Source organism: Rathayibacter sp. AY1F9 (assembly GCF_002932155.1).
GTDB lineage: Bacteria > Actinomycetota > Actinomycetes > Actinomycetales > Microbacteriaceae > Rathayibacter.
In genome coordinates this window covers 76,537-90,516 of sequence record NZ_PSVA01000010.1, presented here as the reverse complement: position 1 = coordinate 90,516, position 13,980 = coordinate 76,537, and the positions used below count along the sequence as shown (strand labels likewise).

Sequence of the window (13,980 nt, the reverse complement as noted above, 5' to 3'; positions counted from 1 at the left end):
GGATCGGACGCTCCTCCACAGAACCCCCATCCACGACGTGTTCGGAGCGACACGCCCGGCGGATTGGTTCAGACGGCGTGAACACATGCGCGGATCCGATCGCCCGTTTCCACTGGTCAGCAGGTCGATCCCGGGCGTAGCTTCGCGCTGTCGCGGCGGCGCTCCAGCCGCCCGGCACCCGCCTATCACTGGAGATGCGCACATGTTCGACACGACCTTCATCCGCAACGCGATCGTCAAGAGCTCTGAGACCGCTCTCGACCGTCGCCGCTTCTTCGAGGCCACCGGCGTCGCCGGCCTCGGCATCGGAGCCGCGGCCCTCGCCGCGCCCACCGCCTCCGCCGAGGAGGTCGCTGCCAGCGGCCCCAGCGACGCCTCGATCCTCAACTTCGCCCTCAACCTCGAGTACCTCGAGGCCGAGTTCTACCTCCGCGCCGTCTACGGCACCGGCCTCGGCGGCTCGGACGTGACCGGCAAGGGCACGCCCGGCGGCGTCATCGGCGGCCGCCCCGTCGACTTCAAGACCCCGTGGCTGAAGAGCTTCGCCACCGAGGTCGCGAACGACGAGAAGGCCCACGTGCAGTTCCTGCGGGCCGCGCTGGGCACCGCGAAGGTGGCCCGCCCGGCGATCAACCTGAAGGACAGCTTCAACTCCGCCGCCGTTGCGGCGGGGCTGATCAAGGCCGGTCAGTCGTTCGACCCGTTCGCGAGCGAGTCGAACTTCCTGCTCGGCGCCTTCGTCTTCGAGGACGTGGGAGTGACCGCCTACAAGGGCGCCGCCCCGCTCATCCAGTCGAAGACCTACCTCGACGCGGCCGCCGGCATCCTCGCGGTGGAGGCGTACCACGCGGGCGCGATCCGCTCGGCGATCTACGCCGCCGACCTGTCCGACTCGGCGAACAAGCTCTCCGACGCGCGCGACAGCCTCGACGGCAAGACCGACCTCGACCAGGGCGTCAAGGTCAACGGCCAGGCGAACATCGTCCCGACCGACGGCAGCTCCATCGCGTTCAGCCGCACCCCGGGCCAGGTCCTCAACATCGTGTACCTGAACCCCGCGGCCGGCACGCGCACCGGCGGATTCTTCCCCCGCGGCGTCAACGGCGAGCTCGTCACGACCTAGTCCCACCAGCACAGAGCACGACGACGGGCCCTTCCTCGAGGCGGCGAGGAGGGGCCCGTCGTCGTCCGCGTGCACATCCGTTCACCGGGTCCTCTAACCTGAGCGGGTGAAGATCGGGATCCTGACCTCCGGTGGCGACTGCCCCGGCCTCAACGCCGTCATCCGCGGTGCCGTCTACAAGGGCATCAAGGTCTACGACCAGGAGTTCGTGGGCTTCCGGAACGGCTGGCGCGGAGTGGTCGACGGCGACCTCCTGCCCCTGGGCCGCCCCGAGATCCAGGGCATCGCCAAGCAGGGCGGCACGATCATCGGCACCAGCCGGACGAACCCCTTCGAGGGCGAGAACGGCGGCCCCGAGAAGATCGCCGAGATGATGGACCGCAACGGCATCGACTCGATCATCGCGATCGGCGGCGAGGGCACCCTGGCCGCGGCCAAGCGCCTCACGGACGCGGGCCTCAAGATCGTCGGCGTCCCGAAGACCATCGACAACGACCTCGGCGCCACCGACTACACCTTCGGCTTCGACACGGCCGTCGGCATCGCGACCGACGCGATGGACCGCCTCCGCACCACCGGCGACTCGCACGGCCGCTGCATGGTCGCCGAGGTCATGGGCCGCCACGTCGGCTGGATCGCCCTGCACTCCGGCATGGCCGCGGGCGCCCACGTCATCCTCATCCCGGAGAAGCGCACCTCCCTCGACCAGATCGTCGAGTGGGTGCAGAGCGCGCAGGACCGCGGGCGCGCACCGCTCGTCGTGGTCGCCGAGGGCTTCTCGCTCGACACGATGGACGACGCCCACTCCGAGCGCGGCCTCGACGCCTTCGGCCGGCCCCGCCTCGGCGGCATCGGCGAGCTGCTGGCTCCGCTCATCGAGGAGCGCACCGGCATCGAGACCCGCGCCACCACGCTCGGCCACATCCAGCGCGGAGGCACGCCCACCGCGTTCGACCGCGTCCTCGCGACCCGCCTGGGCATGGCCGCCATCGACTCCGTCGTCGCCGAGCACTGGGGCCGCATGGTCGCCCTGCGCGGCACCGACATCTACCACGTGGCCTTTGCCGAGGCGCTCGGCACCCTCAAGACGGTGCCGGACGCCCGCTACGAGGAGGCGCGCACCCTCTTCGGGTAGCGCGCGCTCCCCGCGGAGCGGTCAGTCCTTCGCGCCGTCCGGCGTCGCCGTGGCGACGATCTGCGCCCGCGCTAGGGTGTGGAAGTGCGCGTTGAAGCCGAGGATCGCCGGCGTCGACTCCGGGTCGAGGTCGAGCGACTCGACATCGAGGGCGTGCACCACGAAGAAGTAGCGGTGCTCGCGGTCCGGCGGCGCCGCTCCGACGAACTGGCGCAGCCGCATCTCGTTGGGCAGCGTCTGCGCGCGCGCCGGGAGCAGCTCGAAGCCGGCGGCTCCGGCTCCCGTCGGGAGCTCCGTGGTGTCGGCCGGGAGGTTGTAGACGGCCCAGTGCCAGAAGCCGGAGCCGGTGGGCGCGTCGGGGTCGAACACCGTCACGGCGAAGCTCTTCGTCTCGGCGGGGGCTCCCGACCAGCGCAGGTGCGGCGAGACGTCCTCGCCGCCGGAGCCCTCGCCGTAGTGGCGGGCGGACAGGGGCGCACCGTCGGCGATGTCGTCGCTCTCGAGCGCGAAGGTCGGCACCTCGCCGAGGCGGGCGTAGGGGTCGTAGGTCCAGTCGGACATCCGGTTTCTCCGTTCGGGAAGGGCGGGCGGGGGCCCGCGCCCTCAGCCTAGGAACCCGGCGGTGCGCGCCGAAGGGCTTGCGGAGGGGGTCAGGACCCGAGATAGCGCCCGGGCCGGTGGTTGAACGCCAGGACCAGGTTGAGCACCACCACTCCCGCCGCCGAGATCAGCACGTTCAGCGGAGGCACCACCAGCAGCGCGGCCGCGACCACGCACGCGTCGAGCGCCATCATCACGTAGCCCGCCCGCCAGCCGAGCCGCTCCTGCGCGATCAGGGCGACGATGCTGAATCCGCCCAGGCTCGACCCGTGCCGGAAGAGGATCAGGAGGCCGATCCCCGCGAGCACGTCGCCCGTGAGGACGCCGTAGACGGGCTCGATCCGCAGCTCGCCGAACGCCAGCGGGTGCAGGCCCGCCAGGACCGAGACCAGCACGATCGAGAACATGGTCCGCAGCGTGAAGCGCCAGCCCTTCTTCCACAGCGAGAGGGCGAGGAACGGCACGTTGACCGTGACGAGGATCACGCCGAACGGGATGTCGAGCGGGTACCCCAGCAGCAGTGCGAGACCCGCGGTGCCGCCCGTGACCGCCTGGCTCGCGCGCAGCAGGTAGAGGCCGAGCGACACGACGAACGCACCGGTGACGAGACCGAAGACGTCCTCGAGGCGGGAGTGCGGCACGGGGGCGGAGGCGTCGGGCACCCGACGATGCTGCCACACGCCGCGCCCCGGTCCGGACGTCCTCGTAGGATGTGCCGGTGCTGCCGAAGATCCTGCTGTTCTACCGCTTCGTGCCGCTGGCCGACCCCGAGTCCGTGCGGCTGTGGCAGCGCGAGCTGTGCGAGTCGCTGGGCCTGCGCGGGCGCCTGCTGATCTCGGAGCACGGGGTGAACGGCACGCTGGGCGGCGGGATGGACGCCCTGAAGCGCTACGTCCGCCGCACCCGTGAGCACTCGGCATTCCACGGACTCGAGGTGAAGTGGAGCGACGGCTCCGGCCTCGACGACGACGGCCGCAGCCTCGACTTCCCCGGTCTCTCGGTGAAGGTGCGCGACGAGATCGTCTCGTTCGGCGCGCCCGACGAGCTGCGGGTCGACGCCGACGGGGTCGTCGGGACGGCTCCGCGGCTCGACCCGGACCAGCTGGACGCCCTCGTCGCCGAGCGCGACGACGTGGTGCTCTTCGACGGCCGCAACGCCTTCGAAGCCGAGATCGGCCGGTTCGAGGGGGCGATCGTGCCGGGGGTCTCCAGCACCCGCGAGTTCGTCGAGCAGCTCGACGCCGGCGTCTACGACCACCTCAAGGGCCGGCCCGTGGTCACGTACTGCACCGGCGGCATCCGCTGCGAGGTGCTGTCGAGCCTGATGACGGCGCGCGGCTTCGGCGAGGTGTACCAGCTCGACGGAGGCGTCGTCCGCTACGCCGAGGCGCGGCGCGACCGCGGTCTGTGGAAGGGGGCCCTGTACGTCTTCGACGGCCGCGGCTCCGTCTCCTTCTCCCCCGACGCCGAGGTGCTGGGCCGCTGCACCTCGTGCGCCGCGCCGACCAGCCGGATGCGCAACTGCACCGACCTCTCCTGCCGCGCCCAGCTCGTGGTCTGCGCCGACTGCGATGCGGCGGCCTGCGCCGCGCACGCGGGCCCTACGCTCGTGCCATGAGCATCGAAGCGCGCGGGCGCACCCTCGTCGACCTCCACACCGCCCCCGAGCTGCTGCAGGTGGTGAACGTCTGGGACGTGATCAGCGCGACCACGGTCGCCGCGCTCCCGGAGACCCGGGCGCTCGCGACCGCCAGCCACTCCATCGCGGCGGCGTTCGGCTACGAGGACGGCGAGCGGATCCCGCTGGAGCTGCACCTGGGCATGATCGAGCGCATCGTCGCCGCCGTCGAGGTCCCGGTCTCGGCCGACCTCGAGGCGGGCTACGGCGACGCCGGCGAGACGGTCCGCCGCGCGATCGGGATCGGCGTCGTGGGCGCGAACCTCGAGGACCAGGCGAAGCCGCTCCCGGAGGCGCTGCGAGCGGTCGAGAAGGCCGTCGCCGCGGCCGAGGAGGAGGCGGTGCCCTTCGCGCTCAACGCCCGCACGGATGTGCTCCTCCGCGCCGGCGACCGCGACCGCGGCGAGGTCCTGGCCGACGCCGTCGAGCGCGGCCGCGCCTACCTCGACGCCGGCGCCACCTGCTTCTTCGTCCCCGGGCTGCTCCAGGACGCCGAGCTGGAGTCCCTCGTCGCCGCCCTCGGGCGGCAGCGCGTCAGCGTCATCGGCGTCCCCGGATCGCAGTCCCCCGCCCGCTTCGAGGAGCTCGGGCTGGCCCGCGTCTCCTACGGTCCGTGGACGCAGCGCGTCGCCCTGACGGCGCTCCAGGGCGCGGCCTCCGCCCTCTACTCCGGCGGATCGCTCCCCGAGGGCACCCGGCCCCTGAACTGACCGCCCGGCCGCGGGCCCGCGGGCGTAGCGTGGGCCCATGTACCGAGCCATCGTCGTCGAGCGGCACTCCGACTCCGACACCCCCAACCGAGCCCGCCTCCTCGAGCGCGACGATCCCGACCGCTCGCACGGCGACGTGTCGATCGCCGTCGAGTACTCGAGCGTCAACTACAAGGACGCCCTGGCGCTGGCGGGGCGGCCCGGGATCGTTCGCCGCACCCCGCTCGTCGCCGGCATCGACCTGGTCGGCACCGTGGAGTACGCGGACGGCGAGGCGGGCGAGCGCTTCGACTCCGGCGACCGGGTGGTGCTCAACGGCGCCGGCCTCGGCGAGCGCCACGACGGCGGGCTCGCCGAGCGGGCGCGTGTCGACTCCGCGTCGCTGCTCCGGCTGCCCGGCGCCATCTCGGCGGCACGGGCCGGAGCGATCGGCACCGCGGGCTTCACGGCGATGCTGGCCGTGCTGGCGCTCGAGCGGCACGGCGTGCGGCCGGGCAGCGGTCCCGTCCTGGTGACGGGGGCCTCGGGAGGCGTGGGGTCGCTCGCCGTCGCGCTCCTGGCGCGCCTCGGCCACGAGGTCGTCGCCTCGACCGGCCGGCTCGGCGAGCACGGCGCTCTGCTCCAGCGCCTCGGCGCCTCCGACGTCATCGACCGCGCCGAGCTGCAGGAGGGCGGGAAGCCGCTGCAGTCCGAGCGCTGGGCGGGAGCGGTGGACTCCGCCGGCTCGCACACGCTCGCGAACGCCCTCGCGCAGACGCGGTGGGGCGGCACCGTAGCGGCGTGCGGTCTCGCGCAGGGCCCGGACCTGCCGGTGAGCGTGATGCCGTTCATCCTGCGCGGAGTGACGCTGGCCGGCATCAACTCGGTGGAGGCGCCGCGCAAGCTCCGCGAGGAGGCCTGGCGCCGCCTCGCCCACGACCTCGACCTGGAGCTGCTCGACGAGCTGACGACGACGGTGCCGCTCGGCGGGGCGGTCGACGCGGCCGAGGACGTGCTCGCCGGCCGCTCGCACGGTCGGACGCTGGTGGACGTCCGCGCCTGAGGGCACGGCGTCGGCGGAGGGCGTCCGCCCGCCTCGAGCGTGGAGGGGGGCGCCTCGGCCGGCGCTGCGTGGCTGCTGCTCGTGCGGCGGTGCGCTACTCCGCGGCCTCGGTGGCGCCGCTCGGCTCGGCCGACGCGTGACCGACGGAGGAGTCGGGGCGCGCGGCGCGGGGTTTCGCCGGCGTGCGGGGCTTCGGCGCGGGCTTCGCGGCCGGCCCCGGCTTCGCGGGGGCGGGCTCGGCGGACTCGGATCCGGCGGGCTTCGGCTCGGCGGGCTTCGATCCCGCGGACTTTTTCTCGGCGGGCTTCGGCTCCGCGGGCTTCGGCTCGGCGGGCTTCACCGGAGCTGCGGAGTCGATCGGCTCGGAGCCGATGACGTCCACGGGCGCGGAAGCCCCGGACTCGGCCGGCGTGCTCGCGGCGGTCCGAGCACTCGTCTTCGGAGCGGCCTTCGGCGTGGCCTTCGGGCTCTTCGGAGCGGCCCCCGCTGCTGACTCCGTCGGCGCCGCGACGTCCTCCGCGGCGCCGTCCGCCTCCGGAGCCGCGGTCGCCGCGGCCGCCGCGCTCCCGCCGCTCGCCGCCTCCCGGCCCTCGACCACCGTCGCCGGACCCGCCGCCTCCGCGGCCACGGCCGCGGCCTCCGCCGCCTTCGCCTTCGTCTTCGCGCGCTTCTCCGCGGCGGCCGCCTGGGCCTGCTCCGCCTGCTCGGCGACCTCGGGGACGATCACGAGGTCGTCGGTCTCGATCACGGGGATCGCCGCGGTCGTCGTCCCCAGCTGGAGGGCCGCGATCAGCTCGGGAGCGTGCTTGGTGCTCACGATCAGGCGGGAGTAGTCCTCGTCGACCAGGTCGATCACGACGGCCGAGGCGGTGCGCTTGATCAGCAGGAAGTCCTTGCCGCCGTGGAACTTCCACGTGCCGGCCGCGAGCGTGAGCGGCACCGCGGTGCCCGGCGCGCGGATGCCCCGGACCCAGATCCAGGGGTCCTCGGTGACCGTCGCCGAGCGGATGCTCGACCGGTCGACGACGACGTCGCTGCGGTGGAACGCGAGCAGTCGCTCGGCCGCGGTGAGGCGGAGTTCGAGGCGGTCGGGGAGCACGGTCACGACGGGCATGCCTCTAGTCTGCCCCGCCGCCCGCCGCCGGGTCAGCGCCGGATCGCACAACGATGCCCCGCCGCTCGCGTGGGTGGCAGCATGGTCGGATGCCGATGGATCCGGACGAGGCGCGCCTCCTCGACGCGCTGCTGGCCGAGCGGCAGGCCGAGACGCGCGACGAGGCGGCCCGGCTCGAGGCCTCGCTGGCCGAGCTCCTGCGCGACCGTGCCGACGGCACCGCCGATGACGAGCACGACCCGGAGGGCACGCCGCTCTCGGCCGAGTGGTCGCGGATGGCCGGAGTCCGCGACGCTCTCGGCCGCACGGCGCGCGAGCTCGACGCCGCTCGCACCCGCCTCGGCACCGGCGGCTACGGGGACTGCGCCTCGTGCGGCCGCCCGATCGGAGCCGCCCGCCTCGCCGCCCGGCCCACGGCCGAGCTCTGCATCGACTGCGCCCGGCTGGCGGAGTCGCGCATCCGCTGACGCCCCGCGAGGCGAGCCTGCGGCGAGCCCTCCGCCTGAAGGCCCCCACAGATCCCGGCGTGCGGAAACCCGGTTTCTCCTGCGAGCATTCACATCCGTTCGCGTCCCTCGAACAGGTCTGACGGACCACCCCTCCCCCCCCTGCTCGAAAGGCACTCCTGCGATGACCGAGACGTCGACCGCCCGATCGACCGGCGCCCCTCCCGCCCCCGACAAGCGCGCCTGGCGCTCGCTGATCGTCCTGCTCGCGGGCATGTTCATCGCCCTGCTCGACACGACCATCGTGAACGTGGCGCTGCCCACCATCCGCACCACGCTCGACGCCTCCGAGTCGACGCTCTCCTGGATCATCTCCGGCTACGCCCTCGCGTTCGGCCTCGCCCTCATCCCCGCCGGCCGCCTCGGCGACCGCTTCGGGCACAAGTGGGTCTTCGTCAGCGGCATCGCCCTCTTCACCGTCGCCAGCTTCGCGTGCGGACTGGCCGCGGACGACACCCAGCTCGTCATCGCCCGCATCGTGCAGGGCCTGGCGGGCGGCGTCTTCGTCCCGGCGGTCAACGCCTACATCCAGCTCCTCTTCCGCGGTCCCTCGCGCGGCAAGGCCTTCGCGGTGATGGGCGCGGTCCTCGGCGTCTCGTCGGCGCTCGGCCCGATCATCGGCGGCCTGATCATCCAGGCCTTCGGCGACGAGAACGGCTGGCGCCTGGTCTTCTGGGTGAACCTGCCCATCGGCGTCGCGACCCTGATCGCCGCCGCGGTCCTCCTCCCCGCCCGCCGCGACCTCGAGGCCGGTGACCGCGCCCCGAGCGGAGGCGTCGACTGGCTCGGCCTCGTGCTCGTCTCCGGCGGCCTGGTCGCCCTGCTCGTCCCGCTCATCCAGGGCGAGGACGAGGGCTGGCCGCTGTGGACCTTCCTCTCGATCGCCGGCGGAGTCCTGCTCCTCGCCGCGTTCGGCGCATGGGAGGTCCTCCACGTCCGCCGCGGCCGCGCTCCCCTGGTGCCGCCGTCGCTGTTCCGCCACCCGGCCTTCACCGGAGGCGTGATCCTCGCGCTGGTCTACTTCGCCGCCTTCACGAGCATCTTCTTCACCATCTCGCTGCTCTGGCAGTCGGGCCTCGGCCACACCGCGCTCGAGTCGGGCCTGGTCTCGATCCCCTTCGCGATCGGCAGCATCATCAGTTCCTCGCAGAGCAACCGGATGACCGCGCGCCTGGGCCGCAACGTCCTGGTGATGGGCAGCGGACTCCTCGCCGTCGGGCTCGGCTGGGTCTGGCTGGTGCTGCTGACCGCGACCCCGGACTCGATCAGCAACTGGCAGCTCCTGCCGCCGCTGCTGATCGCGGGCCTCGGCAACGGCTTCTTCATCGCCCCGAACGTGCAGTTCATCGTCTCGACCGTCGACCCGCAGGACGCGGGCGCGGCGAGCGGCGTGATCTCGGCGATCCAGCGGATCGGCTCGGCCGTGGGCATCGCGGTCATCGGCAGCGTGCTGTTCGGGAGCCTCGTCATCACGGGTCCGGACACGGTCGCCTCGGGCTTCCTCGACGCCGCGGCTCCCGCGATGCTCCTCAGCACCCTGATGGCGGTCGCCGCCTTCGCGCTGGTGTTCGTGCTGCCGAAGTCGGTCTCGCGCCGGGGCTGAGGGCCCCTGTCCGGTCGCCGCACGCCGGCGGCCGGGCGCGCGGAACGTCCGCCGCCCGGAGATCCGGTGCGGCGGGCCCCCCGCCTGATCCGCGGGTGGCCCCGGAGCCTACGCCCGAGCGGCCGCCGCGGCCTTCGCCGCCGCCGGCAGCGCGTCCACGATGCGCCCGATCGCCGCGTCGTCGTGCGCGGCCGAGACGAACCAGGCCTCGTACACCGACGGCGGCAGCGAGACGCCCGCATCGAGCATCGCGTGGAAGAACGCCGGGTAGCGGAACGACTCCTGCGCCTGGACCTCGGCGTAGTCGCGCACCGGCCGGCCCAGGTCCGTGAACATGAAGCTGAAGAGGCTCCCGGCCGTCTGCACCGTGTGCGCGACGCCCTCGGCCGTCAGCGCCGCCGACACCTCGCGCTGGAGCGTCAGCGCCGTGGCGTCCAGCGAGGCGTAGACCGCGTCGTCGGCCAGCTGCAGCGTCCGGATGCCCGCGGCCACCGCGACCGGGTTCCCGGAGAGGGTGCCCGCCTGGTACACCGGCCCGAGCGGCGCCAGGTGGTCCATGACGTCCGCACGGCCGCCGAGAGCCGCGACCGGCATCCCTCCGCCGATGACCTTGCCGAAGGTGTAGAGGTCGGCCAGGTACGGAGCCTCGGCGCCGCGGTTCTCGAGCCCCCACCAGCCGCCGGCGCTCACGCGGAAGCCGGTGAGCACCTCGTCCATGATCAGCAGCGAGCCGTTCGCGTGCACGAGGTCGGCGAGGGCCGCGTTGAAGCCCGGGTCCGGAGCGACGACGCCCATGTTGGCGGCCGCGGCCTCGGTGATGACCGCCGCGATGTCGGCGCCACGCTCGGCCAGGACCGCGCGCACCGCCTCGAGGTCGTTGTACGGCAGCACGATCGTCTGGGCCGCGGTCGCGGCCGTGACGCCGGCGGAGGCGGGCAGCGAGAGGGTCGCGAGACCGGAGCCGGCATCGGCGAGCAGCCCGTCGGAGTGGCCGTGGTAGTGGCCGGAGAACTTGATCAGCAGGTCGCGGCCGGTGACGCCGCGGGCGAGGCGGATCGCCGTCATCGTCGCCTCGGTGCCGGTGGAGACCAGGCGGAGCTTCTCGATCGGCGAGACTCCCCCGGCCGTGATCCGCGCCTTGACCAGCTCGGCGAGATCCGTCTCGGCGGGAGTGGACGCGCCGAACGAGAGACCGCGGGCGGCCGCCTCCTGCACGGCCGCGACGACCTCGGGGTGCGCGTGCCCGAGGACGGCAGGGCCCCAGGAGCAGACGAGGTCGACGTACTCGCGCCCGTCCGCGTCCGTGATGTACGGGCCGGCGGCCGAGACCATGAAGCGCGGGGTCCCGCCGACCGAGCGGAACGCTCTGACGGGCGAGTTGACGCCTCCGGGGATCGCGTGCCGGGCACGCTCGTACAGAGTGTCGTTCGCCGAGGTGGTCACCCCTCCAGGGTACGCGCGCCGCCCGGCGCCCTCGCGCCGGAGGAGCGCTTTCGGACGAGATGCCGAGGCTCGCTCCCAGGAGGAGGAGCGGCTACTTCAGCAGGTCGCGAGCGATCTCGACGGCCCAGTACGTGAGAACCGCGTCGGCCCCCGCGCGGAGGATCCCCGTGACCGACTCCAGGATCGCCGGCTCGCGCGAGATCCAGCCGTTCGCGGCGGCGGCCTCGATCATCGCGTACTCCCCCGACACCTGGTACGCCCAGACCGGCACGTCCGAGACGGAGGCGACGTCCGAGAGCACGTCGAGGTAGCTCATGGCCGGCTTCACCATCACCACGTCGGCGCCCTCGGCGAGGTCGAGGGTCGCCTCGCGCAGGCCCTCGCGGCGGTTCGCCGGGTCCTGCTGGTAGGTCCGGCGATCGCCCTCGAGCGTGGACTGCACGGCCTCGCGGAACGGACCGTAGAAGCTGGAGGCGTACTTCGCCGAGTACGCGAGGATCGCGGTGTCCAGGTGCCCGGCGCCGTCGAGAGCGGCGCGGATCGCCCCGACCTGGCCGTCCATCATCCCCGAGAGCCCGAGCAGGTGGGAGCCGGCCTCGGCCTGGGCGAGCGCCATCTCCTCGTAGCGGAGGAGCGTGGCGTCGTTGTCGACGCGCCCGCGGTCGTCGAGCACGCCGCAGTGGCCGTGGTCGGTGAACTCGTCCAGGCACAGGTCGGTCTGCACGACCAGCGCGTCGCCGACCTCCTCCACGACGACCCGCGTCGCGGCGTTGAGCACGCCGTCGGGGTCGGTCGCACCGGAGCCGACCGCGTCGCGCGTGGTGGGCACGCCGAACAGCATCACGCCGCCGATCCCCGCCTCGGCCGCCTCCGTCACCGCTCCGCGGACGCTGTCCAGCGAGTGGTGCATCACCCCCGGCATCGACCCGATCGGCCGGGCCTCGGTGATCCCCTCGGCCACGAAGAGAGGCAGGATCAGCTGCGCCGGGTGGATGCGCGTCTCCTGGACGAGACGGCGGAGTGCGGGGGACGTGCGGAGGCGGCGCGGGCGGATGGCAGTCATGTCCTCCAGCGTAATCCCGCCCCGCCGAGCACCCCCCGGGAGCGCGGACGCCCCACCCCGTGGAGGTGCTCCGGACGCAGGACGTCAGCCGAGAGGCGGATCCCTGGCCTGCGGGGCGAGGCCCGCCCCTCCCGGCCGACGTCGCGCCGGGGAGGCGGCTCAGCGGGGAGCGCGCTCCGTGGCGACGGCGGCGACCGCGTCGATGAGGGAGGAGGCCGAGCGCTCGTCGGCGACGACGTCGACGCGCAGGCCGAAGGCGCGGGCGTCCTTCGCGGTCTGCGGGCCGATCGCGGCGACGAGGATCGACTCGGGCACCGGGCCGAGCTGCTTCTGGACCTGCTCCGCCACGCTGCCCGAGGTGACGAGGATCGCGTGCACGGCTCCGCCGGCGACATCCGCCACGACGCGCTCCTCCACCGGGACGCCGACCGTGCGGTAGGCGACCACGGAGCGCACGTCGTGCCCGATGCGGGTGAGGCCCTCGGTGAGCAGCGGCTTGGCGATCTCGGACCGCAGCGTCAGCACGCGCAGGGGGTGTCGGCCGCCGGTGGCCTCCTCCCACTCGGCCAGGAGGCCGCGGGCGGAGTTGTCCTCGGAGGGGACGAGGTCGACGGAGTACCCGGCGGCGACGAGCGCGGCCGCCGTGGTCTCGCCGACCGCCGCCACCTTGGTGCTCGCGGGCACGGTGGTGCGCAGGAGGGAGAGGACATCGACCGTGGTGGCGCTCGTGACGGTCATCCAGTCGAAGGCGCCGGCCTCGAGGTCGGCGAGGGCCTGCTCGAGCGCGGGGAAGTCGTCGGTCGGCGCGAAGTTGATCATCGGAGCGACGACGGGCGAGGCTCCCTTGGCTCGGAGAGCGGCGGCGACACCGTCCCCCCACGGGCCTCCGCGGGGGACGAGGATGCGCCACCCCTGCAACGGCTTCTCCCACTGGGAGTAGGCGGCGGGGACGATCACGAAGGGGCTCCCAGGGGTGCGAGTTCGGCGGCACCCGCACCGAGAAGCGCGTCAGCGAGCAGAGAGCCGCAACGGAACGCGGCTTCGACGACGGGCAGTTCGCGACCACCATACTGCGGATCCGCCCGGTGTCGACCACCGCCGACCGAACCGTTATCGACCGGCTCCGCGACCTCCCGTGCGAGGGACGCCGTGCCGTCGACGGCGAAGACCACGCCGTGCAGGACGACGCGGTCCTCCTCGACGACCGCGGAGGCTCCGATCGGAGCGGCGCACCCGGCCTCGAGGGAGGCGAGGAGCGACCGCTCGGCCGTGATCGCCGCGCGGGTCGGCACGTGCTCGACCGCTGCGAGAGCGGCACGCAGCTCCTCCGACGGCTCCTCGTCGCGCACCTCGATGGCCAGCGCTCCCTGACCGGGGGCGTGCGGGGAGACGTCGAAGCCGAGCACCTCGGTGATCGCGTCGACCCGGCCGAGGCGGCGCAGGCCGGACAGGGCGAGCACGATCGCGTCCAGCGGCGAGTCGCTGCCGGGCAGCACCCTCCGGAGCCGGGTGTCGATGTTGCCGCGGATGTCCACGATCTCGAGGTCCGGACGGGCGGCCAGCAGCGCCGCGCGCCGGCGGGGCGAGCCCGTGCCCACGCGGGCTCCGACCGGCAGGGTCGCCAGGGTGAGCCCGTCGCGGGCGCAGAGCGCGTCGCGCGGGTCCTCCCGCTCGGGGACCGCTCCGAGCAGCAGGCCCTCCACCGCAGCGGTGGGCAGGTCCTTCAGCGAGTGCACGATCGCATCGCAGCGCCCGGCGAGCAGCGCGTCGCGCAGGGCGCTGACGAACACGCCGGTGCCGCCGAGGGAGGCGAGCGAGCCGCGCATGCGGTCGCCGTCCGACTCGATGCGCACCAGCTCCACGGGGACCCCCGCGGCGGCCGACATCAGATCGGCCGTCATCCGGGTCTGCGCCACCGCGAGCGCGCTCGCGCGGGTGCCGACTCTGATGCTCACGACAGACG

General features: G+C 73.6%; 14 protein-coding genes. 7 read left to right on the top strand and 7 right to left on the bottom strand.

Annotation, left to right across the window (positions count from 1 at the left end; translation table 11 throughout):
* The first annotated feature begins 202 nt into the window (after nt 1-202).
* On the top strand, nt 203-1,123 hold the full coding sequence (locus C5C37_RS08700; RefSeq protein WP_104222865.1) for a ferritin-like domain-containing protein: 921 nt from the start codon (nt 203-205) through the stop codon (nt 1,121-1,123).
* A 106-nt stretch (nt 1,124-1,229) separates the two neighbouring features.
* Complete coding sequence (locus C5C37_RS08695) at nt 1,230-2,258, top strand: 6-phosphofructokinase (RefSeq protein WP_104246916.1); 1,029 nt, start codon at nt 1,230-1,232, stop codon at nt 2,256-2,258.
* A 21-nt stretch (nt 2,259-2,279) separates the two neighbouring features.
* Here the strand turns inward: C5C37_RS08695 and C5C37_RS08690 are convergent, their stop codons facing one another.
* Together C5C37_RS08690 and C5C37_RS08685 are read right to left on the bottom strand one after the other, a co-directional pair.
* On the bottom strand, nt 2,280-2,819 hold the full coding sequence (locus tag C5C37_RS08690; protein WP_104297649.1) for a YbhB/YbcL family Raf kinase inhibitor-like protein: 540 nt from the start codon (nt 2,817-2,819) through the stop codon (nt 2,280-2,282).
* Between the two features lie 89 nt (nt 2,820-2,908).
* Nucleotides 2,909-3,520, bottom strand: coding sequence for a YitT family protein (locus C5C37_RS08685; protein WP_244230588.1), 612 nt, complete (start codon nt 3,518-3,520; stop codon nt 2,909-2,911).
* 56 nt (nt 3,521-3,576) lie between these two features.
* Here C5C37_RS08685 and C5C37_RS08680 point away from each other — a divergent pair, with 56 nt between their 5' ends.
* From C5C37_RS08680 to C5C37_RS08670, 3 genes are read left to right on the top strand one after another with little or no spacing between them, the layout of a single operon-like run.
* On the top strand, nt 3,577-4,476 hold the full coding sequence (locus tag C5C37_RS08680) for a rhodanese-related sulfurtransferase (protein ID WP_104222869.1): 900 nt from the start codon (nt 3,577-3,579) through the stop codon (nt 4,474-4,476).
* Entirely contained in the window at nt 4,473-5,246 is a 774-nt protein-coding gene (locus tag C5C37_RS08675) for an isocitrate lyase/phosphoenolpyruvate mutase family protein (protein WP_104246918.1), read from the top strand. Before C5C37_RS08680 ends, C5C37_RS08675 begins: the two co-directional genes overlap by 4 nt.
* 37 nt (nt 5,247-5,283) lie before the next feature.
* The gene (locus tag C5C37_RS08670; protein ID WP_104338799.1) at nt 5,284-6,288 is read left to right on the top strand and encodes an MDR family oxidoreductase; all 1,005 of its coding nucleotides are present in this window, start codon (nt 5,284-5,286) and stop codon (nt 6,286-6,288) included.
* A gap of 94 nt (nt 6,289-6,382) precedes the next feature.
* On the opposite strand, the gene C5C37_RS18015 is transcribed toward C5C37_RS08670, so the two are convergent.
* Nucleotides 6,383-7,402: a hypothetical protein gene (locus tag C5C37_RS18015; protein WP_308471051.1), complete on the bottom strand. Its 1,020-nt coding sequence runs from the start codon at nt 7,400-7,402 to the stop codon at nt 6,383-6,385.
* A gap of 89 nt (nt 7,403-7,491) precedes the next feature.
* Between C5C37_RS18015 and C5C37_RS08660 the strand changes: the two genes are divergently transcribed.
* Complete coding sequence (locus tag C5C37_RS08660; RefSeq protein ID WP_258065384.1) at nt 7,492-7,869, top strand: TraR/DksA C4-type zinc finger protein; 378 nt, start codon at nt 7,492-7,494, stop codon at nt 7,867-7,869.
* A 163-nt stretch (nt 7,870-8,032) separates the two neighbouring features.
* Entirely contained in the window at nt 8,033-9,511 is a 1,479-nt protein-coding gene (locus C5C37_RS08655; protein WP_104257675.1) for an MFS transporter, read from the top strand.
* A 108-nt stretch (nt 9,512-9,619) separates the two neighbouring features.
* On the opposite strand, the gene hemL is transcribed toward C5C37_RS08655, so the two are convergent.
* From hemL to hemC, 4 genes are all read right to left on the bottom strand, one after another.
* Nucleotides 9,620-10,954, bottom strand: coding sequence for a glutamate-1-semialdehyde 2,1-aminomutase (hemL, locus tag C5C37_RS08650; RefSeq protein WP_104338798.1), 1,335 nt, complete (start codon nt 10,952-10,954; stop codon nt 9,620-9,622).
* 91 nt (nt 10,955-11,045) lie between these two features.
* Entirely contained in the window at nt 11,046-12,017 is a 972-nt protein-coding gene (gene hemB / locus C5C37_RS08645) for a porphobilinogen synthase (RefSeq protein ID WP_104315054.1), read from the bottom strand.
* A gap of 159 nt (nt 12,018-12,176) precedes the next feature.
* Nucleotides 12,177-12,971 (bottom strand): uroporphyrinogen-III synthase, encoded by a 795-nt coding sequence (locus tag C5C37_RS08640; RefSeq protein ID WP_104222950.1) that lies wholly within the window; start codon nt 12,969-12,971, stop codon nt 12,177-12,179.
* Nucleotides 12,971-13,972, bottom strand: a complete 1,002-nt coding sequence (gene hemC, locus C5C37_RS08635) for a hydroxymethylbilane synthase (RefSeq protein WP_104283147.1) — start codon at nt 13,970-13,972, stop codon at nt 12,971-12,973. Before hemC ends, C5C37_RS08640 begins: the two co-directional genes overlap by 1 nt.
* Between the last annotated feature and the right edge of the window lie 8 nt (nt 13,973-13,980).

Excerpts from the sequence above, each read along its gene's own strand:
- C5C37_RS08700 (WP_104222865.1), top strand. The coding sequence starts at position 203 with ATGTTCGACACGACCTTCATCCGCAACGCGATCGTCAAGAGCTCTGAG.
- C5C37_RS08690 (WP_104297649.1), bottom strand. The coding sequence starts at position 2,819 with ATGTCCGACTGGACCTACGACCCCTACGCCCGCCTCGGCGAGGTGCCG.
- C5C37_RS08675 (WP_104246918.1), top strand. The coding sequence starts at position 4,473 with ATGAGCATCGAAGCGCGCGGGCGCACCCTCGTCGACCTCCACACCGCC.
- C5C37_RS08670 (WP_104338799.1), top strand. The coding sequence starts at position 5,284 with ATGTACCGAGCCATCGTCGTCGAGCGGCACTCCGACTCCGACACCCCC.
- C5C37_RS18015 (WP_308471051.1), bottom strand. The coding sequence starts at position 7,402 with ATGCCCGTCGTGACCGTGCTCCCCGACCGCCTCGAACTCCGCCTCACC.
- C5C37_RS08660 (WP_258065384.1), top strand. The coding sequence starts at position 7,492 with ATGCCGATGGATCCGGACGAGGCGCGCCTCCTCGACGCGCTGCTGGCC.
- C5C37_RS08655 (WP_104257675.1), top strand. The coding sequence starts at position 8,033 with ATGACCGAGACGTCGACCGCCCGATCGACCGGCGCCCCTCCCGCCCCC.
- hemB (WP_104315054.1), bottom strand. The coding sequence starts at position 12,017 with ATGACTGCCATCCGCCCGCGCCGCCTCCGCACGTCCCCCGCACTCCGC.